Origin of the sequence: Roseiconus lacunae, from assembly GCF_008312935.1 — a bacterium.
In the GTDB taxonomy this organism is placed as follows: Bacteria; Planctomycetota; Planctomycetia; order Pirellulales; family Pirellulaceae; genus Stieleria; species Stieleria lacunae.
The window spans coordinates 189,894-210,783 of sequence record NZ_VSZO01000053.1; the positions used below are offsets into that span (position 1 = coordinate 189,894).

Annotated in this window: 21 protein-coding genes; 12 read left to right on the forward strand and 9 right to left on the reverse strand. The window is 54.3% G+C overall.

Annotated features, from left to right (window positions below):
- Window positions 1-28: 28 nt before the first annotated feature.
- From FYC48_RS23835 to FYC48_RS23860, 6 genes are all read right to left on the reverse strand, one after another.
- Entirely contained in the window at window positions 29-367 is a 339-nt protein-coding gene (locus FYC48_RS23835) for a rod-binding protein (protein ID WP_149499297.1), read from the reverse strand.
- A 17-nt stretch (window positions 368-384) separates the two neighbouring features.
- Window positions 385-1,689 carry a flagellar basal body P-ring protein FlgI gene (locus FYC48_RS23840; protein ID WP_149499298.1) on the reverse strand — a complete coding sequence of 435 codons (1,305 nt, stop codon included), beginning with the start codon at window positions 1,687-1,689 and terminating at the stop codon, window positions 385-387.
- A 53-nt stretch (window positions 1,690-1,742) separates the two neighbouring features.
- A complete protein-coding gene (locus FYC48_RS23845) occupies window positions 1,743-2,381 on the reverse strand; it encodes a flagellar basal body L-ring protein FlgH (RefSeq protein WP_149499299.1) in 639 nt (212 codons plus the stop codon).
- Entirely contained in the window at window positions 2,378-3,457 is a 1,080-nt protein-coding gene (flgA, locus tag FYC48_RS23850) for a flagellar basal body P-ring formation chaperone FlgA (protein WP_149499300.1), read from the reverse strand. The genes FYC48_RS23845 and flgA overlap by 4 nt, the downstream gene beginning before the upstream one ends.
- A 12-nt stretch (window positions 3,458-3,469) precedes the next feature.
- On the reverse strand, window positions 3,470-4,249 hold the full coding sequence (gene flgG, locus FYC48_RS23855; RefSeq protein WP_149499301.1) for a flagellar basal-body rod protein FlgG: 780 nt from the start codon (window positions 4,247-4,249) through the stop codon (window positions 3,470-3,472).
- Window positions 4,250-4,353: 104 nt separating this feature from the next.
- A complete protein-coding gene (locus tag FYC48_RS23860; protein WP_149499302.1) occupies window positions 4,354-5,070 on the reverse strand; it encodes a flagellar hook-basal body protein in 717 nt (238 codons plus the stop codon).
- A 497-nt stretch (window positions 5,071-5,567) separates the two neighbouring features.
- On the opposite strand from FYC48_RS23860, the gene FYC48_RS23865 reads away from it, so the two are divergent.
- The 11 genes from FYC48_RS23865 (at window position 5,568) to trhA (ending at window position 15,284) form a co-directional block, all read left to right on the forward strand.
- Window positions 5,568-6,089 carry a flagellar basal body-associated FliL family protein gene (locus tag FYC48_RS23865; protein ID WP_149499303.1) on the forward strand — a complete coding sequence of 174 codons (522 nt, stop codon included), beginning with the start codon at window positions 5,568-5,570 and terminating at the stop codon, window positions 6,087-6,089.
- The gene (locus FYC48_RS23870) at window positions 6,086-6,958 is read left to right on the forward strand and encodes a FliM/FliN family flagellar motor switch protein (protein ID WP_149499304.1); all 873 of its coding nucleotides are present in this window, start codon (window positions 6,086-6,088) and stop codon (window positions 6,956-6,958) included. Before FYC48_RS23865 ends, FYC48_RS23870 begins: the two co-directional genes overlap by 4 nt.
- Window positions 6,959-6,976: 18 nt before the next feature.
- Window positions 6,977-7,363 (forward strand): FliM/FliN family flagellar motor switch protein, encoded by a 387-nt coding sequence (locus tag FYC48_RS23875; protein ID WP_149499305.1) that lies wholly within the window; start codon window positions 6,977-6,979, stop codon window positions 7,361-7,363.
- 35 nt (window positions 7,364-7,398) lie between these two features.
- Window positions 7,399-8,532, forward strand: a complete 1,134-nt coding sequence (locus tag FYC48_RS23880) for a hypothetical protein (protein WP_149499306.1) — start codon at window positions 7,399-7,401, stop codon at window positions 8,530-8,532.
- Window positions 8,533-8,549: 17 nt separating this feature from the next.
- Entirely contained in the window at window positions 8,550-9,272 is a 723-nt protein-coding gene (gene fliP / locus FYC48_RS23885) for a flagellar type III secretion system pore protein FliP (RefSeq protein ID WP_200836690.1), read from the forward strand.
- A gap of 22 nt (window positions 9,273-9,294) precedes the next feature.
- Window positions 9,295-11,424, forward strand: coding sequence for a flagellar biosynthesis protein FlhA (gene flhA, locus FYC48_RS23890; RefSeq protein WP_149499307.1), 2,130 nt, complete (start codon window positions 9,295-9,297; stop codon window positions 11,422-11,424).
- 14 nt (window positions 11,425-11,438) lie between these two features.
- Window positions 11,439-11,666: a hypothetical protein gene (locus tag FYC48_RS23895; protein ID WP_149499308.1), complete on the forward strand. Its 228-nt coding sequence runs from the start codon at window positions 11,439-11,441 to the stop codon at window positions 11,664-11,666.
- Window positions 11,667-11,668: 2 nt separating this feature from the next.
- Window positions 11,669-12,379 (forward strand): sigma-70 family RNA polymerase sigma factor, encoded by a 711-nt coding sequence (locus FYC48_RS23900; protein ID WP_149499309.1) that lies wholly within the window; start codon window positions 11,669-11,671, stop codon window positions 12,377-12,379.
- A gap of 220 nt (window positions 12,380-12,599) precedes the next feature.
- The gene (locus tag FYC48_RS23905; RefSeq protein WP_149499310.1) at window positions 12,600-13,778 is read left to right on the forward strand and encodes a hypothetical protein; all 1,179 of its coding nucleotides are present in this window, start codon (window positions 12,600-12,602) and stop codon (window positions 13,776-13,778) included.
- 17 nt (window positions 13,779-13,795) lie between these two features.
- On the forward strand, window positions 13,796-14,458 hold the full coding sequence (locus FYC48_RS23910) for a hypothetical protein (protein ID WP_149499311.1): 663 nt from the start codon (window positions 13,796-13,798) through the stop codon (window positions 14,456-14,458).
- Window positions 14,459-14,600: 142 nt separating this feature from the next.
- On the forward strand, window positions 14,601-15,284 hold the full coding sequence (gene trhA, locus FYC48_RS23915) for a PAQR family membrane homeostasis protein TrhA (RefSeq protein ID WP_149499312.1): 684 nt from the start codon (window positions 14,601-14,603) through the stop codon (window positions 15,282-15,284).
- A 76-nt stretch (window positions 15,285-15,360) separates the two neighbouring features.
- On the opposite strand, the gene FYC48_RS23920 is transcribed toward trhA, so the two are convergent.
- From FYC48_RS23920 to FYC48_RS23930, 3 genes are all read right to left on the reverse strand, one after another.
- Entirely contained in the window at window positions 15,361-15,939 is a 579-nt protein-coding gene (locus FYC48_RS23920) for a hypothetical protein (protein ID WP_230774404.1), read from the reverse strand.
- A 159-nt stretch (window positions 15,940-16,098) separates the two neighbouring features.
- On the reverse strand, window positions 16,099-17,685 hold the full coding sequence (locus FYC48_RS23925; protein WP_149499313.1) for a sulfatase: 1,587 nt from the start codon (window positions 17,683-17,685) through the stop codon (window positions 16,099-16,101).
- 238 nt (window positions 17,686-17,923) lie between these two features.
- The gene (locus tag FYC48_RS23930; protein WP_149499314.1) at window positions 17,924-19,144 is read right to left on the reverse strand and encodes a fatty acid desaturase family protein; all 1,221 of its coding nucleotides are present in this window, start codon (window positions 19,142-19,144) and stop codon (window positions 17,924-17,926) included.
- A 122-nt stretch (window positions 19,145-19,266) separates the two neighbouring features.
- Between FYC48_RS23930 and FYC48_RS23935 the strand changes: the two genes are divergently transcribed.
- On the forward strand, window positions 19,267-20,568 hold the full coding sequence (locus FYC48_RS23935; protein WP_149499315.1) for a BaiN/RdsA family NAD(P)/FAD-dependent oxidoreductase: 1,302 nt from the start codon (window positions 19,267-19,269) through the stop codon (window positions 20,566-20,568).
- Window positions 20,569-20,890: the final 322 nt, after the last annotated feature.

The window sequence follows — 20,890 nt, forward strand, 5'->3', positions numbered from 1 at the left end:
CTCCGTCAGTTAGTTAACGGTTGGGCAACTAGGAAACTTGCGAAAGGCTTTCCCCAACTGAGGGTTTGCCGCCAGATTGGCTTTCGTATTGTCCGGCTAACATCTTTCCTACGCCCAAAGCGTCGGATTCTGCGAGATGTTTACCGACAAACATGTCAAAGAGACCGCCAAAGGAGTCACTCGATTCGCTACCGAAAAATCCTTCGTCAAGAGAATTACGCATTTCCTTGAGCAGCATGGATACAAACACCGATTCGAATTCGGTCCCAAGTTGTTCCATGTTTTCTGCCGAAGCACCGACGCCGTTCCCGAGCGCTGACATTCCGGTCGGGGCTGTCATCGGCATGCTAGATGAAATCGCATCCATTGCTTTTTCCTGCAGAGTTATTCAATGACTAGTTCGGCTTTCAACGCACCATGATTTCGTAGCGAAGTCATGATGTTGATCAACGTCGTCGGAGATACGGCGAGTGTGTTTAGGGCGGTCGCCAAATCACCGACCGTCATCCCGGCAGGCAGGACGTTGTACCGTCCGCCACTTTCAAATAGTTCGATTCCCGTCCGAGGAAGGACCGTGGTGTCACCACCGGCGAGCGGATTGGGCTGAGAGACGACGGGCGTCTCGTTGGTCGCGATCACGATGTTCTCGCTCGCGAACAAGACCGGTGCAATCTTGACGTGATGACCAAAGACAACCGAACCGGTCTTTTGATTGATGACGACACGTGCCGGGGTGTCGGGGGTGACACGCAGGTTTCCAATGATCGAAACAAACTGGGTGACTGAGTCACGAAATGCCGGAGGAATATAAACGTCAACGGTACCGCTGTCGGTCGCACGCGCGTATCCGGGAAATGTGCGGTTCAACACATTGGTAATTTCGGTCGCCGTTGAATACGACTTGTTTCGCAGGACGATCCTTAGTCGACCTTGGTTGACGATATTGGTGCAAGGGATTTCACGTTCGACAATCGCCTCGCAAACACCGACGGTTGGATGGTTCACCTGAACGGAGGCCGCATTTCCCTGCGCGCTGATCCCGCCTCCAATGATTGGCCCTTGGGCGATCGCGTAGATTTCATCATCGATACCACGAAGTGCCGTTTGGTTTAGCGTTCCTCCACGCAAACTGGACGCATCATCGGCGACCGAGACGGTGACGAGGATCGTTTCGCCCTTGCGCGCAAACGCAGGAATCTTTCCCGAAACCAAGACCGCCGACATGTTTTGCGTGTCAACTTTGCTAACACGCATCCCTTTCCGCAGGTAGAAGTTCGTCGCCATTTGACGCGTTTGCAGGGACTTCCCACCGGTACCGCTTAGTCCCAGCACCAGCCCTTCACCGGAGACGTGGTTAACGCGATCGCCTTCCATGAAAGTGATGTCTTTGATCCTGACCGTCGGATCGAATCGTGACTGAACGGACGGAAGCGTAGGCAATCCTGCGTTCGGTTCTGCACCGATCCCCGCCAGCGGATTGAGCGGATTGGCGACTGCCGGAGTCTGTAGCGGTGCCGCAGGCAAGGGCGCGGCGGGCTGGGCTTGTCCGATCCCCGGCTGCTGCGCGCCCCCAGGCGGCAAGGCAGGCAAGCCTTGGGCGCTAGCGCCGGTCGTCAATCCAACCGTGCTCATCACAAGCATGGCTGCGATGATTCCAAAGATCGATCTGCGATTCAGGCGTTTGCTCACGTGAACTCTTTTTACCAAACGAGATTGGTTGTGCACCGTCGACTTGTCGTTGTTTAGAAAGGCCACCAGCGATTGAATCGCGAACTCAGCCAGCCTTGATTGGTGAAGGCTTGTTCGGCTCCTTCGGCATCAAGTGTCAACCGTAAATCGGCGACCATATTGGAAGGGACCATGTTGCCCGGAAGGATGTCATACTGACGCACCACTCCGGTTAGACGCAGACGGCGAATATCATTTTGAACGCTGATCGATCGGAAACCCTCGATCACCAGATTGCCGTTGGGAAGCACATCCACGACGGTGACACTAAAGCGGTCATTGATCGCACGTGCGCTGCGGAATTCGGCGTCACCGCTAAAGTCACGATCGTTGCTGGCGGTCGTTCCGAAATACGCATCGCCCGTGCTACTTCCGATGTCTCCTCCGAACGCGTAGTCGAAACCTTGTGCGGAACTGCTTCCGCCCTCTTTCTCCATCGTCCGTTCGTCGCGGTTTTCGACGTCAGTGCTTTCGGCAACCGTAACCGTCAACGTGTCGCCGCGGTTGCGAGCGACATAATCGCGGTACTGATCGATTTGGTTGGCGCTGCGTCGTTCAAATAGACTCTGAGCCGTAGCGGTGTCCGCCGAAACGAATATCATCAACATTGAAGTGATGCCGATCCAAATCGTTGTGGTGCGGTATTGGGTCATCGAACAAGTCTCCTTTGCCAGGTCGGGGCGACGGTGGCCACGTTTTCGCTGACCACTTCGGCGTTAAACCGTTTTCCGGATTTCGGGTTAAGTACTTCAATGGTTTCGCCGGCTCGGCCGGGCTCCATCGCCCGGGCGTTTTTAAGGCGAATTTCTCCCGTCCCGGCACGAATGACCACATCGATCAAATCATTGCGTTTGACGATCGGTTGATCCTGTCCGCGGCGGGTTGCGATCAGGTGACTGGCGAGCAAAATGGTGCCCTGCGCGATGTATCGACTGGTCGTCTTGCCTGTCACCGTTTCGGCATCTACGTAGTCGGCGCGTGTCGTCACGGTCCGGTCGACCATTTGCACCATGCCAGGAGAAATCGCGGCTCCTCGGGTGATCGGCGTCGATGCAACGGCGACGCGCATCGAAAGACCGACGGTGGCGTCAAGCCAAACTTGATGCGGCACCCGCGTTTGCGTTGATCCTTTGGCGATACATTCCAACTGCAGTCGTGTTCGTCCGATCGGAAGTTCGTTTTTTGGTGAGAGTCCGATCGTTTCTGCTGATAGCATGAACTGGTTGAGAAACGATTCGACTTGGGTAGTGTTGTCCAGGCGAATGTCGATGCGTTTCGGATCGATCCCGAATTGCCGACCGAGCTGTGCTTCCAAGATTGCAGCCAACTGGTGGGATTGAGCATCCGGCGAGGTTGAAACGACGGACGTTACGGTTGGGCCGAGGATTTGGAATTCGGAACGCGAAAAACCAGCGAGTAACAAACGGGTATTAATCTGTCGTTGAGAGACGAGGCAGGGCTTACCATCCTCGACCGAATCTAAATCGAGTCGCGAGATCAGCCGTCGGTCGGTCGCCGTTCCGCCCTCCACGCTCGCGACATCACCCACGCGAACGGGGTTCTCGGTGATCGCCGATTGTGCTGAATTGATGCGGACGACGACTTGTTCCGCCGCCGCTGGCGCTGAGAGAGCGAAGCCCATCGCGATCAGACCGAGAAGGTAGACCCAAGGGAGGCTGATAGCGCCGGTAAGCTTCGCTTTCAATCGACAGGTTTGCACTGCATTCATCTCGATGCCACCTTATCGGACGAGGTCGCTAGCCGAGGAAAGCATCTCATCGCCGGCGCGGATCGCCCGTGAATTAATTTCGTAAGCGCGTTGGGCGGTGATCAACGACACAAGTTCGGAGACGACTTCAACGTTCGATCCTTCGATGTAATTTTGGCGAACCAAGCCATTTCCGTTTTCACCAGGAATCCCTAAGACTTCGGCGCCGCTTGCGGGAGTTTCTGCGTAAAGGTTGCTGCCTAGGTTTTGTAGACCGGCGGGGTTGGGGAAACGCGCGAGTTGAATGGTGGGACCGGTCGTGGCGATGCCGTTGACCTGATAGCTGACCACACCGCCGGCAGAGATCGAAAGGTTCGTCGCTTCCGGAGGAATCGTGATCGCGGGATCCAAGATATAGCCGTCGGCGGTGACGATCTGCCCTTGGTCATCGCGGACGAACGACCCATCGCGGGTGTAGGCAATGTTGGCGCCTTGCGTGACTTTGAAGAAACCTTCTCCTTCGATCGCCATATGGGTATCGATACCGGTTTCTGTCGGCGTTCCCTGAGAAAACAGGGTCGTCGTTCCGACGGTACGAACGCCGCTACCGATTTGCAATCCGATCGGTTTGATGATCCCATTGGCCCCGGCCGCGCCGGGAGGGCTGTTCGTATCGTAGATCAAGTCTGCAAAGTTAACGTGTTTTCTTTTGAACCCGGTGGTGTTGACGTTCGCCAAGTTGTTGGCCGTGTTGTCAATCATCACCTCTTGGGCACGCATTCCTGTCGCGCTGGAGTAGAAAGCTTTTAGCATTGGCCTGGGTCGTTAGAGAAAATGATGAAGTCGGTATGACGGGAGGTATTCGAATCGGTGGCGCCGATGAATGAACGCCGCGCTACCGTGGGGGTGAATCGTTGCTAGGAGCGAATGTATTCTTGAAGCGAATCGGCGAGCGAACTGGTCGCCTTTTGGACCGCCTCGTGTTGTCTCGTGTTGACGATCAATGCGATCAATTCAAAGACCGGCTGCACGTTGGAAAGCTCGTGCTTGTTCTGGATGATCTTGGCAGGCGTTTCGCTCTCGACTGTCTCCGCACCTCGGGTAAACGCGATCGCACCTAGCGGAACGAGTGACTCGTTGTTTTCAAAAGACACGGCTTGGATCTTCCCGATCTCGTCTCCGTTCGCCGAAACGGTGCCGTCGCTTGCGATTCCGATACTCTGTTCAGGGATCTCGGGATCGATCACGATTGCCCCGTTTTCGCCGATGATCGGATAGCCGTCTTCGTTAACGAGTTCACCGCTATTGGCGTCACGAAAAAGACGCCCGTTGCGGGTGAGAATCTCTTGATCGCCATTTTGAAAGGCGAAGAACCCGTCACCGGAAATCGCGACATCGAGGGGCCGGTTCGTATCGACCAAGCGGCCGGGGCGAAAGTCTGTCGTCACCTGCTCGACCTGGGGACCAAGGTCGTAGGATGATTCGGGAGTGTTCTCGTTGAATCGCTGACGCACTGCCGGTTGAACACGGCGATGCCCGCTACTGTTGACGTGCATTAGGTTATTGCTGATCAGCTCTTGGTGCTGAGCCAGCGTTTGCATCGCTGCGGCACCGCTGTAGAGACCGTTGATCATGGACCTTCCGTGGTAGACGTTGCAATTGACTTGTACCGGTAGGTATCAAGCATTCGATCGCTGTATAAGCTGTGTCGAATATTCCGCTTCCAACGGTGAGCTTATCGGGTCCGGTTGAGCAAGAACGGCGGAGGGTTAACGGACACCGAGAGCCGTGGTGGTTGGCCGTCGCTTCACGCCTCAGGCCATCTTTCGCCGTAAATCGTCGCCCCGGCAACCGCTCAAGTCTGGTGGGAATCCCGCCGCAGGGAGGCGCGTGTGTGTTTAACGCATTGCAGTTCGTCGTCTGCCTCTGATAACTGAGTTCCATGCCGCTAAGGGTTCGCCCTCAATGGCTTGCGTTTGATCGTTCCGTGTTGGATTGAACGTTGTGCGGTGTCGATAACTTTTAACGATCTGGAAAGATAAGTCGGTCGCGTTGACCTGCACGCGGCCTCTCCGCGACCAATACTTTTCAGGCAACATGCCGATCGACCTCCCAATCCAAACATTGATCCATGGCAGACGAAAACGAATCAGGTTCAGACGACAAGAAAAAGGGCGGAAAGCTGGGCAAGCTCATTGTGTGGGGCCTTGTCTTTGTGATGGGCGCCGGAACCGGTGTCGCAGTTCCTTTGTTCGTCTTGCCTTCCAACAGCACCGACGCAAGCCAGCCGGCCCCCGACGAGAACCGGATGGACATCCCCGAACCCGACGAGACATTGGGATTCGTGGACTTCGATGAAGTCGTTGTGAATTTGAATGACAGCCGCTATTCGCGCTATCTCACCTGCACGTTTTCGTTGCAGGTTTCGGGGACGCAAAAAGAAGCGGTGCAGAAACTGGTCGACGATAACAACGTCGTGCTCAAGAACTGGTTGATTGCGCACCTGCGCGACAAGAAGTTGGAAGACGTGCGTGGCAAGCTGGGGCACAACCTGCTGCGCCGAGAGATTCACGACAAATTCAACGAGATGTTGTTCACCGACGGGATTGAACGGATTCAAGACGTCCTCTTTCAAGACTTCAAGGTGCAATGACCCTCCGCGCTTTCGATTTTCGCGAAATCGCGGGACTGGATGACACAGCAACCGCGATCCGAACTTGGCTTTCCAAGTCGACTTCATTCTTTTCGGACGAGTGGGTCCAGGCGACGGGCTTTGGGGCAAAGCTCGTGCTCGGACCTGTCTCGACCGACAGTTTTGAGTCGATTTTGGATGCGACGCCAAGGACGGATTGGTGTTGTGTCGCCTACCTTCGTGAGGACCTGCCGACGCTCTGGTATTCCAGCGGTGCTAACTTTCGAAAAGTCGTTGGCGACTTAATTGGGTTCGATCCGCCGGAAGAGTCCGATGAAGAGACCTCCGAGCCGCAAGAAGACATTGAATTGGGGGCGATCGAGGCAGATCTGGTGCAGTGGGTGCTCGATACCTTCGCCGCTTGCCTGAGTCAGGGGTGGATGGGAACTGACGAGATGGCCATCCAGACGGGCAAGATGGAGAAAGATCCCAGGAAGCTTCGCCTGTATCGAGCCAAAGACCTGATGACACGTGTCACACTGAAGGTTGAGTGTAAATCTGCGACATCTGAAATCCATTGGCTTCTGCCGAAGCAAAAGGTCTCAAAACTCTTCGAAGATACGGTCGACAATCGCCAAAAAGCTCCGGCGGCGTCCCCATCGAAGGAGATGATCATCCAGATGCCGGTTGACCTTGTCACGATTTTGGGTTCGGCAAAGGTGTCTATGAAAGACCTCAAAGACCTTAAGCCGGGGCAGCTGATCGTGCTCGACCAGCGAATCGACGCGCCGATGACAGCGACCGTCGATGGAGCCTCTTCGTTTGAGTGTTGGCCCGGGCGGCTTGGTAATAATCAAGCAATCCAGGTATCGCGGACCAATAAGAAGTAATAGCGTAAGGAGACTTTGATGAGCGACGAAGAGAAACCCAACGAAGCAGAAGCAGCCGAAGACGCGCAAACCGCGGTCGAAGAGCCCACAGCAGAAACGGATGAATCCACCGGTGATGACATTCCGGAATTTGAGCAACTGAATCCGAATCCGCCAAAGTCCGGTGGTGATTTGGACTTGGCAAGGTTCGGTGGTGTTCATGTCACGCTGACGGCTGAACTCGGACGGACACAATTGACAATTGAAGAGTTAATCGGACTGGCGGAAGGGTCCGTCGTTGAACTAAACCGGGCTATCAGTGCGCCGGTCGAAATCGTGGCTCAAGGAGTGCCGATGGGGAACGGCGAAGTTGTCGTGATTGATGACCAATTCGCGATCCGTATCAAGCAGATCTACTCGACGTAATACAAGCAGCTTGCGGCAGACTCATGGATGAAAAGATGCCAACAACAATAAGACGACGGAACGAGTGCGTGTTTAACGCATGGTTGTTGTGTGGTGTCGCTTTGCTTGCCAACGTGATGGCATTTCCGGCGATCGCACAACAGCGTTATCCGGTGTCTTCACAAACTCGACGCTTCGAAGGCATTATCGATCAGTTGTCGAACGAATCGAATTCAGCAACTCGTCAAGTTCGGCATGAAGACTACGGTCGCTCGTTTAGCCCCGTTCAGCACGCATCTGGGCAGCACGCATCTAGGCAGCGAGCCGCAAGTCAGCCTGCGTCTTTGCAGGGTGCAAGCGAGAATCGAAGTGAATCGGCATACCGCGCGCACGGTGACGGGTACGCAGTCAACGAACTGCGTCCGCTTGGTGGACGTGTCGTCGATTCAGAATCGCCGCGACGATCGCAGCGGGATTCGGGTGGCCTGTTTGCTTCCGATCATGAGTCGGCCGTTACTTTGCGACCGCAGCCGATGACCGTTCGTCGTGCGAGCTACGAGGACGTGAGCAGCGATTCGATTGGCAGCACAGCGGTACAATCACGGCAAAATCTAAATGCGCGGAATGCCCAGTCGCACTATGAGTCGTTTATTGATCGTGAAAACGCGGAAAGCGAACCGTCGAAAAGCAATGCGAAGGTGAGTGACATGGTCACCAAGATCGCGATCAATCTTTGCTTCGTTTTGGCACTGGCCGTTGCCGGATTGCTCGCTTATCGAATGATTCAAAACGGGAAGTATTCGGCGTCCAGGGTGCGTCCCTCAGAGCAGAGTAAACTGAAAATTCATCAAGTGCTCGAAGTCTCTCGCGGCGTGAATCTATACCTCGTTGACGGCATGAGTAGTCGTGTGCTTGTCGCCGTTGATCCGACCGGTATCAAATCAGTGAACGTTCTGCCGGGGCGGTTCGAAGACGCCTTGGATGACGCCGACGTTGACTTGCATACGTTTGCCGCCGAGCAGTCGGTCGCAGAAGCGTTGGCGGAACCTGATGAGCCGCCCACGATTAAGCTGAGTCGTGCCGAACGACGCAAGCAAAAGCAGACGAGCACTGTCGATCAGACCTCGACGAAAGAGATCGATGAAAATCTGATCCGGATGCTTTTGGCCAAGGGAAACAAAGCCGCTTGATCGCGCTGGGTAGGGAAATGGACTTCCTGTTACTGTCTCAAGCCGCTTCCGAAGTCACGGCCGGTACGCCGGAGATGTTTTCGGACCTTGCCCCGCCGCTTCAAGTGGCGATCATGCTCGGTGCGCTCAGCTTCGCCGTGGCGATGCTGGTTAGCGTGACCGCGTTCACACGTATCATCATCGTGCTTTCGTTTGTTCGGCGAGCGTTGTCGACTCAGGAGATTCCGCCAAACCAAGTGATGCTTGGGCTCAGTCTATTTTTAACCCTCTTCGTGATGGCGCCTACGTTTGACAAGATTCATAAAAACGCGGTCATCCCATTGATGGAGGCCCAGGCGAATCAAGAAGAGGGCGAGAAATTGGAATTTGGCTATCTCGACGGATGGAAGATCGCCTCCGAAGAACTGAAGACATTCATGATGGCGAACACTCGAACGAGTGATCTCGAGTTGTTCTTTGAACTGTCGGAAACGCCGCCGCCGTCGCAGCGAATCGATACGCCGATGAAGGTCGCGGTGCCGGCTTTCATTATCAGCGAATTGAAGACGGCGTTCATCATGGGGTTTTGCATCTACATTCCGTTCCTTTTGATCGACTTGGTGATCTCTACGATCTTGATGGCATTGGGGATGATGATGATGCCTCCCGTGGTTGTTTCGACTCCGTGCAAGTTGTTGCTGTTCGTCCTGGTCGATGGTTGGCAACTGATTTCGAAAGCGTTAGTGGCAAGTTTTGCCTAACGATCCTAGTAGACAAGAATTGATGAAAGATACGGACTCCAATTTCGGATTCTTACAGCGCAGCGAACTGTGGCTTTCCGCCTCGTTCTTGCTGATGCTGGTCGTATTGATCATCCCATTGCCGACATTTCTGTTGGATATGTTTCTGGCTTGCAATATCGCCTCTGCGGTGTTGTTGTTGCTGGTAACGTTGGGCGCGAAACGTCCGCTCGATCTTGCATCGTTTCCATCGTTATTGTTGTTGCTGACGTTGCTGCGTTTGTCATTGAATGTCGCGACGACCCGACTGATTTTGCTCGACGGAAATGCCGGGAAAATCGTTTTGACGTTTGGCGATTTTGTTGTCGGTGGCAACTTGGTCGTTGGGATCGTGATCTTTTTGATCTTGGTTACGATTCAATTTATCGTGATCACCAAGGGGGCGACTCGAATCTCGGAAGTCAACGCCCGGTTTACGCTCGATGCGATGCCAGGGAAGCAGATGGCGATCGATGCCGAGCTGAACAGCGGTGCGATCGACGAGAACGAAGCGCGAACCCGCCGCAAGGGCTTGACCCAAGAAGCGGAATTTTATGGAGCGATGGATGGTGCGAGTAAGTACGTTCGCGGCGATGCCATTGCCGGCTTGATCATCATGGTCGTCAACATTATCGGCGGCGTGATCCTTGGGGTCAGCAATGGCCAAGCGATTGGCGATGCGTTGCAGGTGTACTCGATCCTCACCATTGGTGATGGCTTGGTTTCTCAGATTCCAGCGCTAATCATCGCGACGAGTGCGGGTATTTTGGTCACCAAAAGCGCGTCAGAGTCGAGCCTAGGTGACGAAATAAATCAACAGGTATCGAGTGCCTATCGGTCACTCTATCTCGGTCCGGTAATCTTGTTTTGCATTGCCCTGACGCCTGGGTTTCCGAAACTACCGTTCTTCTTTTTAGCTATCGCCATCTTTGTGTTCGTCTATCTGGCAAAGCAAAAGGCTGAGCAGGCGGAATCAGCGCCGACCGAACCAAGTGCCCCGACCGAACCGGCGGCGCCTCCGGAAGAACGCGGATTACAGAAATTTGTTCAGCCCGAGCGAGTGATCATCGAAATTGGCGCGGGACTGATCTCATTGGCCGAGCCTAAAAATGGCAAGGGAATTGCCGAACGTATTTCGACCTTGCGTGAAGACGTCGCGATGGAACATGGGTTCTGGGTCCCGGCGGCACGAATTAGGGACAACCTTCAGATTGGCGTCAACGAGTATCGGTTTCTGATCTGCGGTCGCGAGATCGCGCGGGGCATGTTGCACGTCAACGATTTCCTCGCGATCAACCCTGGAAACATTAATGCAGAATTAGAAGGGGAACCGATCCGAGATCCAGCCTTCGACCTTCCCGCCAAGTGGATCTCGGAGAACTCGCGGCGGCGCGCCGAAGTTCTAGGGTTTACGGTCGTCGATGCACCCACGGTGCTGATCACTCACCTCAGCGAATGTCTCCGAAAACATGCGCATGAGCTTTTGAGTCGCCAAGACCTGCATTCCATGCTAGAGAAGCTAAAGGAAATCGCACCGACCACCGTCGAAGAGATCAAACCGGATACGGTGAGACCGTCGACGCTTCATCAAGTGCTTGTAAACTTGCTTCGCGAACGAATCTCGATCACCGCGCTCGAGCGAATCGTCGAATCCGCGGTACAGTACGGTCCACAAATCAAAGATCCCGTGCAGTTGACCGAGAAAATTCGCGGGAACATCGGACATCTGATCTGTGATCGTTTTCGTGACGCGAACGGAAACGTTCGTGTGATCATCTTGGAACCGCGACTGGAGCATCACTTCCGCGAGAGTGCGAGTCCTGATTCGATCATGCTTCGTCCCGATCAACTCGAGCGATTGATCATGGACATTCAGTCCAAGTGGGAAGCATCACGTCTGAAGAATCAAACGGCGGCGGTACTTGTCGATTCATCCATTCGGTTTCCGTTACACCGCACAATCTTTCGATCGCTCGCTGAGGTGAGCATCATCGCCTATAGCGAAATCCCTCAAGATCTTCGTATCGAATCAGAAGGGATGATCCGCTACGAAGACATCATCGGCGCTCGCGGAGCACCGGAACCCCAGATCCTTGGTATGCAATCCACCGATTCCGGGAAGGAGGGTGAATGATGAGTAGTGGCCGAATGTCACGACGAAAAGAGATGCGACGCAAACAGGCATTTCCATTTGGGATGTTTGCGGGGCTGCTGACGGCAATTGCCGTCACGTTGATCGGTGTCTTCTTGCGATTGGAGGCGTTTACCATCCTGACGCGTGCTACCGTTTCTTCATTGATCCTTGGAACGGTCGTTTCAATCGGCGTTGGTATCATCCGATTGGCCGACTCCGGTTACAAAGTTGATCGTGGATAGTGATGAAAGCAGCTCTGGAATCCACCTACAAACGCTCGTCCCAGTCGACGCGTGATCAATTAGTGCTTGAGAACATCGACTATGTCGGGCGTATCCTTAGCACAATGACGTTCCGTCTGGCCGATCGTGATCAACGTGAAAACTTGCACTCCGCAGGTGTGCTGGGGTTGGTCCAAGCGGCCAACGGATTCGATGCGTCGCAAGGTGTTCCTTTTCGTACGTTTGCTTATCCACGTATTCGTGGGGCAATCGTCGATGAAATGCGAAAGCTCTCACCGCTCTCACCTCGAGTCATGAGGATGGTCGGCGTAGTCAAGCGAATCTGCGAATCGATGGAGCCGCCGATCAGTCCTGAAGCGATTTCGAAACGATCAGGGTTAACGGTCAGTGAAGTGGTGGAATGCTTAGAAGCAATGCGTTTCGTCAAGCCAGATAACTGGGAGGATCTGTCTGACGTAGTTCACAAAACTTGGCGGACCAAAATCGATTCTGCGGAAGATCTGGCCGAAAAGGAAGAACTAGCCGAGCTCATTGCGGAATTGATTGAACAGCTACCTGACAAGGAACGTTTGGTGCTGACCCTCTATCATCATGAAGAACTGAACTTGGCCGAAATCGGAGCGGCAATGGGGCTTTCGGAATCGCGTGTCTCCCGCTTGCTCGCTTCGGCAAGATTTAAACTACGCGAGGCAATCAGATGGAAAACAAGCTGACCGTTGGACCTGAACCACGCCGCATTCGTCCGGTAGGACCACGCGCTAGGATCGGACAGCTCAGGAGCATGCCTCCCAATAACTCCAATAGCGACATGTGTCGCGGCGAACCTGAAGTTCGAGTGAACAAACAAGGGAATCGAATCGAGTCAATCGTAATCTCCTGTGCATGCGGCGAAGAGATCACGGTGATTTGTGGATACGACCAACCAGAGTGATCGTGAATACCAACGCCTACGATGATCGTTTCACGTTGACTCCGTCGCTTCAAGCGATGGATGGTCGCCGCCTCGGTACGCGCCAACTCGTCGCGTTCTTGTTGATGCTGATCATTCTTTTGGGGATGGTTTCGGACGCTTCCGCTCAGGATCGAGAGTACGCACCACGAAGCCGTTCCTCGACACTGGCGAAACTCGACCGATTTCAGCAAAGTGTCAAAGATCGAATTCGTGCTACGTTCGGTGGTAATGAATCCGAAAAGCAGCCTCGCTTAGATCGGCAGGGGCCGCACGAATCAGTTGCACAGACCGTTTCCGGGGTTGATGCCGATGCGACGTGGTCAGAGGCTACGGTGCCGATTGATCAGTCCGCGAACTCTAATCTTGTACCGCCGCCTACCTATCAACAGCCGCGTTATCAGGAGTCGCCTGAAGCGTACTCGCGATACTCGAAACCAGAACCAGGCGGTTTAAGCCGAGCGATCAGTCATCGGCGCAGCAATCAAGATCAGCCGCCGGAACAAGTCGCAAGTGCGCGTGCCAACGAATCCGTCGGCAGTTCAGTCGAAAACACTGCGTCGATGGAGCAGTTGTTGCGTCAAAGCCCGACACAACCGGTTCAATACGAACAAGAGTATGAGACTCCAGGTTCCTACGGTGGTGATCGCGCCGTGGTCGGACCGTACGCAACCGGAACAGGAATGCCCGCGGCGAACACTCCCATGGGAATTCAGCCACCCGTTCGGCAACCACCCGCAATGGACTCTTTCGGTGTTAATCCGCCTCTAGGGCCACCGTCGATGCGTTCCCAGCAGGTCCCCTCGGCGCGAGGAGCGATCCTTGGCGGAGATCCGATGACGGCGACTCAGCATGCTTTGCGATTGATCGAAGAAAACGGCGACTTGAAGGCTAAGCTTGCGACCAGTCTTGCCGAGGTTGACCGTCTTCGCGAAAAACTCGCGTCGACGGAATACTTGCTCAATGCATCCAATGAGGCCGTTACTGAAGCCCAGGATGAAATGGATCAATTGACCCAAGACAATCGTCAACTACAACGTCAACTCTCAGATTCAGAAGCAAAGTACAACCGATACCTTCGTGAGACGGATCGAATGCTGGAATCGATTCGCGAAGAACTTGACGAAGTGCTTGTGCGTGAATTGTCATCCGGAAACAAGTAAACGTAAAAAGGCAGGTCATGGAACGACGTATCTTTTCCGTTTTCGGCATGATGTTCTTGGTGCTGTTTACGTTTCAGGCCGCGATGGCTTGTGAACGCTGCGGAACACCCAAAAAGTGTACCGGACAATGCCAAGCCAAGACCGGAAGAAACGCGCTGCCTACTCCGATGCGGCGTTCATCGTTGCTTCAGCAATTGCGTCCTAATCGCATACTGATCGTCACATGCCAAGACCGCCAAGACCGATTACACGAGCAATCGGAGTTGATGCGATCGCTTGCGAATCATTTGCGTAATCAATCGGCGATCGAAGTCATCGAGTGTCCGCATCGGTCATGCCTACATCATTTCCCCATTCAGACGGGGCGTTTCAGCGAGCACCAATTGATCGACCTTGGAAAGCGGTATTCGGCGGACACGATCATCTATTGCGAAGTCGCAAACATCGATTCGTATCGACCGATGAAGATGGAACTCCGTTTTCTGATGGTCAGCACTCACCAGGCGATCGCGCTCGCGTCGGCATCAAGAAATCACGATCTCGGACATCCGGCGACCCGCAAGCAGTTTTTGGGAACATTCGATCCCTATGAACATTCCGGCGAGACACTGTTGCGGTCGCCTTCGCGATTGATTGACTACTCGGCTCAGCAGCTTGCCGCCGAGCTGCTGCGGCTATAAAGCCGCTGCTGCGGCGATTTGTATCGAGCGGGCGTCTTCTATTCATTCACCGGAGTGTTATCTTTACACCTGACCAGTTTGTCGACCATTGGCACTTAGTGAAGGTGTGCGGTGATGTCATGTCTTTCATGGGATCGCCACAATGGTCTGCTTAATAAATGATCAGGTGATTGGATTGATCGAAAACGATCGGCCGCATGGCGACGCACCGGTGCGTCACGGAGAGGAATGGGCAAATGCGGCGACGCACGGTTTGGCCGCGGTCGGTGCTGCGATTCTTGGTGTCTTGCTATGCCGCGAAGCTAGTTTTGTGGGGTTCAACATGGTGCTCGCCTGCGCCGCCTACACGGCATCCGTCGTTGGCACGTTTTCGTTCTCAACGCTTTCACACGTGATTTTGCGACAGCCATTGCTCGATACGATGCGAGCTTGGGACCAAGCGATGATCTACGCGATGATTTCCGGGACTTATACGCCGATCATATATCGGCATGGCCCATCTTGGATTTGTGGGCCACTGTTGGTCGCGATTTGGGTGGCGGCGTTTTTAGGGATCGGAACGAAACTGCTCGCTCGGCATCGCGTGAACAACATCACGACCGCGGGATATTTGTTGCTCGGTTGGCTACCGGCGATCCCACTGTACCGCCAAGTCCCGACAGAAGTCGGCTACGGGATGATGCTCGGTGGCGTGCTATACAGTTTGGGAGTCGTCGTGCTATTGCAAGACCATCGCCTTCCGTACCTACACGCCGTTTGGCATCTATTGGTGATGAGTGCTGCGTTGACTCACTTTTTGACCATTCGGTGGTACGTCGTCGGCTAAACGACGTCTGTGAGCGATGAAACCCAGTTGTCATCGTGAGTGTTTTGAACTTGGCGAACACTGGGGCGGATTCAGGCTACCAAGTCAGTAACTCAGATCCGCCGTTATCGTCTTCTTCCCAGTGCCGGCGGACTTCACGAAGGCCGTAGGCGCACATCTCGAAATGCTCACTCATGCGATGGATAAGTTCGCACGGTGGACGGTTTTCACCGCCTTCGATTTGAGCTGCGATCGCGTACGCCCGTTTGCCTTGGCGACAATAATCGAGAAACTTGTCACGGACGTCATCGCCGTTCTTCGCCGCCTGCAGACTTTCGGGGTACATGCCCGACCAAAACAAGGTGAAATCACCGACGTGTCGATAGACTTCGCGTTTGGCGAGACCGATTCGCCGGTCTGCTTCGGTGATCATTTGGATGAGGTGCTTAGTGCGCATCCCATCATTTTGTCGCAGCGAATACAGAGCGTCCGACCGCACGAATCTCAGCATCAGATCGCTGACGTAATCGACGAGTTGAACGTCGGCAACACCGAGTTTGGTGTGAAAGATAAATTCGCTGACACCTCGAAAAAAACGTTCGATGGTCGACGAACCGCGACGGGCGTTTTCATCCCGTTCGCCATTATCAGAATGCGCGTCACCGGTAGACGTCATTGGCTAAGCCCTCACGAAGAACAATGGAGCTGTCGAGGATGCGAGGACGCCATAAAAACACATTTCGCGGCTGCATCAGTCGACAATCACTTTGTTGTCCAACGACAGCTAGCGATTCTGATTCGTAGCTGTCAAGACCAACTGCATCATAATTAAAGATCAGTCGTCCGTTCGGAAACTACCCCACCAATCTTCGTTTGGTTGCCAAGTTGCCTCCAAAATACGCTGGTGGAATTCCTCAAGCCGTTGCAAGTTCGCTGTTTGAATCCGTCGATAAAATTCCTCTGTTTTCGCAGGATCGTATCGTGGATCGGCTTTGGGACGTTTCGCATCGACTTCATCAAGCCACTTATCGAGCTGCTGAAAAAGCTCAGCGGTCCGAGCCGGGTTGGTTAGCGACAAATCGCTTTGCTCGCCAGGATCGTTTTCCAAGTCATACAGTTCGTTGCGCCCGTCTTCGAAATAATGGATCAGCTTCCAGCGGTTTTTTTGGATGATCGCATTCGGTTCACCTCCCTGATTGCCGTAGTGCGGATAGTGCCAATAAAGGGCGCGGCTTTCGATCGTCCCTCCTTTGAGGATCGGTTTCAGGCTAACCCCGTCGACGTGTTGTTCCGGCTTCAGGGGGATCCCGCAAAGGTCAAGTAGCGTCGGGTACAAGTCGGCGCCCGTCACCGGCGTTGAGCTCTCGATTCCGGGACGGACGCCCGCAGGGTAGCGAATATAGAGCGGTTCACGAATTCCGCCCTCCCATTGTCGTCCTTTGCCGCCACGAAGAGGAAGATTGCTCGTCGCGTATGCATCTCCCGAGGAGACCCCTCCGTTGTCGCTGGTGAAGACAACGATCGTGTTTTCTTCCAGCCCCAGTTCATCGAGGGCGTGCAGGACGACGCCGACCGCATTGTCGACCGTTTCTACCATTCCGGCGTAAACAGGGTGATCCTGGACTTGGCGTACCGGCAACGTACGATCGACCAAGAAACGCGTCTGTCCTGGTTTCAATTCCGGCGCACGGTCTCGATACTTTTCCCACAGTTCCTTACTCGTTTGAACGGGCGCATGAACACTGTAGAACGACAGCATCGCAAAGAACGGTTCGTCGCTGTTGCGTCGAATGTAATCGGCCGTTTCCTGGGCGAGTCGAATGGGCAGCGATTCGCCATCCGGTCCATCGGTAAGAACAGGATTCTTATACGGTGAGAAGAAACCTCCGGGAGGGCTACCACGATCATGGCCGCCTTGGTTTTCATCGTAACCATGGTCAGTCGGCCAAGAGCCTTCGCCGCCTAGATGCCACTTTCCGGCAAAGAACGTTCCATAGCCGGCTTCACGAAACGCTTCGGCGATCGTGGTTTGATCGGTTGGTAACTCATGGAGGTATTCGGCCGGAAGAACGCGATTGGGACGCTTCCAAGCCAGCCCAGATTTGGCCCCAATCCAATCAGTGATCCCATGTCGCGCGGGGAACGTTCCCAACTGAATGCTTGCCCGGGAAGGACTACAAACGCAACAGGTCGCGTAACCATTAGAAAATCGAATGCCTTGCGCGGCGATGCTATCGATGTTTGGTGATTGATAGAATTGACTGCCTTCGCCGGACAAATCATGTGCGCCCATGTCGTCCATCAAAATTAAGACAACGTTTGGCTTGGTCTCGGCTGCAGATGCCGGGCAGGAACAGGCGACACTTAGCAGGCAGACTGCGACAGTGGCAGCGCAGACGCGAAAGGGATCCGGTGAACTCATATTGGACTGAAAAAACGGGGAATCGTCGTAGATTAAACGAGCCCCAGTTTAGTCCAACGTGCCGGTCAGGTGGGATGACCGAAGTTAGCTTCGCAGACCAATAAGGCAATTCATTGGCCTGTTGATTCGCCGTTCGTGATTGTGAATTTCAACTTCACCCATTGAATCCACCGCGCCGTACAACAGTCGGTCATGCGATGTCTTCGATCCGGCAAGGTTGAATGCAACCTGCGAGTATCTAGGCGGCGGCGCGTTGTGTCGTTTCTTCTTGACGTACGCTGTTGCGGTCACCGGCACGTTTCCACAACGCCACGATTTCGCTAAAGAGATTCGGCGCGACGGTTTGCCGATAAGGCGAATCGGCGGGCAACCCTTCCATCAATCGGCGATGGGCTTTTCCGAGGTTATGATACGGCAATCGTGGGAACAGGTGATGCAACGCATGATATCTCGTCCCCACCGGCCCCCACAGTTCGCTGAGCCACGGATGGTGGGGGTAGTTGACCGAGTCAAGCAGTTGCTCCTCGAACGTCATTTCACTTCCATCGCCGGTCCAGCGATGTGCGCCGAGGGTTCGGATCTCGTTCAGGGTCAGCAAACCAATCGCGACCGCATAGGCAACGATCCACAGCGGATTGAACCAAGTGCCGAAAACGATTTTGTGACCACAGATGATCCAGGCTCCGACCAGGAAGCAAAAGAATTCCTGCATGACAACGACTCGCAACACATTCTTCGACGCATCTTCGCGTTCATAGAATGGATCGACGACCATCGTCGAGGCATGACGATGTACGATCGGACGCAGCCCAGGAATCAACCAGCATAAGGGGCTGAGCACCACAAAGCGAAACAAACCGAGGACAGGAATCACTGCGGATTGCAGGATGAAACCAACGATCCACCATCGGCTGTGATGGCTGAGCGCCAAATACTCACCGTCATGGTCGGTGCCGTAATGCTTACGACGATGGTGGTCGACGTGTGGATAATACAAGAACGAAGGCACAAACAGAGGAATACCACACAACGCATTCCAAACAATTCGAAATGCTTTGAATCCTTGCTTGGGCAAGTGAACGAGTTCGTGAATGAACATCACCGAACGCATGAACAAGGTAATCGTGACCACATAGGACACTGCGACAGTGCCGATCACCCACGGTTCAAATCCGTAAACTTGGGGGACGAACAGCATCACATGAAACGCAACAAACCCGACGATGATCGAAGCCAAAAAGTCGGTCCAGTAAATCTTCGCGTTTGGCTGCGTCAGGTCGCCGATCAGGCTGCGAGCCTCGGCAAATGAAAACTGCCCCCCACCGGACGTGGGTTGTGGTGTGGTGCCCTGGGACCTGCCACGTCGTTGCGTCGAGGCTTCCCCCCCGGCGGTCCCGCGAATCGATCCTAGTTTGGGCGTGTTGTGAACGGTTTCGTGAGCGGCTGGATCAACAGACATCGTTCTTTCATTCGCTGGAGTGTATCTTCGTTGTTTTCATCGTCGCGTCGGTCCGGTGATGATGATTGGACCACCGAACAAACCTTACAGTTTAAATAGCCTTGCACGGAAAATCCCGCCTAATGGGAAAATCTTTACATCAGGACCAGTGTGCGAAATCGTCCCAGCACATCGTTGTGATCGGCGCCGGGGCGGCTGGTTTGGTTGCCGCAAACGAAGCGGCACGCCGAGGTGCACACGTTGATTTGTTGGAGAAGAATCGCAAAACAGGTACGAAAATCTTGATGAGCGGTGGGACTCGCTGCAATCTCACGCAGGACACCGACGCCAAGGGAATTGTTCAAGCGTTCGGTCCGTCAGGGCGATTCCTACAGAAGTCAGTCGGTGCCTTTCCTCCGGCGGACGTCGTCAGGATGTTTCATGATCTCGGCGTCGCGACCAAAGTCGAATCGACGGGCAAGGTATTCCCACAATCGAATCGAGCGATCCAGGTTCGTGATGCGTTGCAGCGGCAAGCACTCGACGCGGGAGTTCACCTGCATCGTTCCGTCGCCGTCACCGCAATCGAAACCTGTGCAGACGGACGTTGGCGAGTCCAAACTGAAACGGAAGCCATCGAATGCGATCGCGTGATCGTGACTTCCGGGGGGAAGAGTTGGCCTCGTTGTGGCACCACCGGGGATGCCTATTCGTGGCTCCATCAACTGGGGCATCGGATCGTCCGTACCCGACCCGCACTTGTCCCACTGGTCGGTGGGACACGTTGGATGCGCGATCTCTCCGGTGTCACCTTGCCCGACGTTGTGGCTTCGGTCTATGAGCAAAGCGACTGGAAAACTAAGTCTGGTAAAAAACTGAAGCCGCTTCTCCAACGCCGTAGCGGTTGGTTATTCACGCACTTCGGTTTTTCAGGTCCGGCGGCGATGGATGTCAGTGGGATCATCACTCAAGCAGACTCGTTTGATGACCGCGTGCTCGTCGCAGACCTCGTGCCGTCGATTTCGGAGGCTGAATTGACAGCCGAGTTTCAGCGTCGTGATGGTGCATCGAGCCGTCGAACTGTTGCCAATGTTTTGGCGACCTGGTTGCCGACGAGGGTGGCCGAAAGTCTTTCGTTGGAATACCAATCCGATGTGACCTTGGCGCAGCTTTCAAAAGAGAAGCTTCAACAGATAGTGCGGGCCGTGAAGTGTTGTGCCATGCCGGTCAACGGGACCCGCGGATTTGACAAAGCCGAGGTGACCGCCGGCGGCGTCGCGGTCAAAGAAGTTGATCCACGAACGATGGAAAGCCGTCTGCGTCCCGGGCTGTTCATCGCCGGCGAAGTCCTGGACGTCGATGGTTGGATCGGGGGCTACAACTTTCAAGCCGCGTTTAGTACCGGTCGAGCGGCCGGCATCGCTGCGTCACGAAGCGATGCGTGAACTGTCTCGTTGAGACATGTTTTAAAGATCAGCCTGCTTCCGGAGGCTCCTGAGGGACGCTTTGTGTCGGACAGACAACTTTGTGTCGGACAGGCATCCGAGTCGTTCCCCTGAAGTTAGATTCTCATTGCATCGGACGATTCACGTATGCATCTGCTTCCAATGTCCGACCCCATAAAAAAACAACCGTGTGACCAAGCACACGGTTGCTTACGCGGTGAATCAGCTTGTATCTGACTTTCGTGGATGGCGTCAGTCGTGATTGTAATGGGAAAACCGGGGCCAAGGCCAATCGGTTTTCGATGACACCAGGATGTTTAGC

Bases quoted from the DNA above. Each gene is read 5' to 3' on its own strand.
- FYC48_RS23870 (WP_149499304.1), top strand. From the start codon at position 6,086: ATGACCCTCCGCGCTTTCGATTTTCGCGAAATCGCGGGACTGGATGAC.
- FYC48_RS23900 (WP_149499309.1), top strand. From the start codon at position 11,669: ATGAAAGCAGCTCTGGAATCCACCTACAAACGCTCGTCCCAGTCGACG.
- FYC48_RS23920 (WP_230774404.1), bottom strand. From the start codon at position 15,939: ATGACGTCTACCGGTGACGCGCATTCTGATAATGGCGAACGGGATGAA.
- fliP (WP_200836690.1), top strand. From the start codon at position 8,550: ATGGACTTCCTGTTACTGTCTCAAGCCGCTTCCGAAGTCACGGCCGGT.
- trhA (WP_149499312.1), top strand. From the start codon at position 14,601: ATGGTCTGCTTAATAAATGATCAGGTGATTGGATTGATCGAAAACGAT.
- FYC48_RS23875 (WP_149499305.1), top strand. From the start codon at position 6,977: ATGAGCGACGAAGAGAAACCCAACGAAGCAGAAGCAGCCGAAGACGCG.
- flhA (WP_149499307.1), top strand. From the start codon at position 9,295: ATGAAAGATACGGACTCCAATTTCGGATTCTTACAGCGCAGCGAACTG.
- flgG (WP_149499301.1), bottom strand. From the start codon at position 4,249: ATGCTAAAAGCTTTCTACTCCAGCGCGACAGGAATGCGTGCCCAAGAG.
- flgA (WP_149499300.1), bottom strand. From the start codon at position 3,457: ATGAATGCAGTGCAAACCTGTCGATTGAAAGCGAAGCTTACCGGCGCT.
- FYC48_RS23865 (WP_149499303.1), top strand. From the start codon at position 5,568: ATGGCAGACGAAAACGAATCAGGTTCAGACGACAAGAAAAAGGGCGGA.
- FYC48_RS23860 (WP_149499302.1), bottom strand. From the start codon at position 5,070: ATGATCAACGGTCTCTACAGCGGTGCCGCAGCGATGCAAACGCTGGCT.
- FYC48_RS23895 (WP_149499308.1), top strand. From the start codon at position 11,439: ATGTCACGACGAAAAGAGATGCGACGCAAACAGGCATTTCCATTTGGG.
- FYC48_RS23925 (WP_149499313.1), bottom strand. From the start codon at position 17,685: ATGAGTTCACCGGATCCCTTTCGCGTCTGCGCTGCCACTGTCGCAGTC.
- FYC48_RS23930 (WP_149499314.1), bottom strand. From the start codon at position 19,144: ATGTCTGTTGATCCAGCCGCTCACGAAACCGTTCACAACACGCCCAAA.
- FYC48_RS23880 (WP_149499306.1), top strand. From the start codon at position 7,399: ATGCCAACAACAATAAGACGACGGAACGAGTGCGTGTTTAACGCATGG.
- FYC48_RS23835 (WP_149499297.1), bottom strand. From the start codon at position 367: ATGGATGCGATTTCATCTAGCATGCCGATGACAGCCCCGACCGGAATG.
- FYC48_RS23910 (WP_149499311.1), top strand. From the start codon at position 13,796: ATGGAACGACGTATCTTTTCCGTTTTCGGCATGATGTTCTTGGTGCTG.
- FYC48_RS23935 (WP_149499315.1), top strand. From the start codon at position 19,267: ATGGGAAAATCTTTACATCAGGACCAGTGTGCGAAATCGTCCCAGCAC.
- FYC48_RS23845 (WP_149499299.1), bottom strand. From the start codon at position 2,381: ATGACCCAATACCGCACCACAACGATTTGGATCGGCATCACTTCAATG.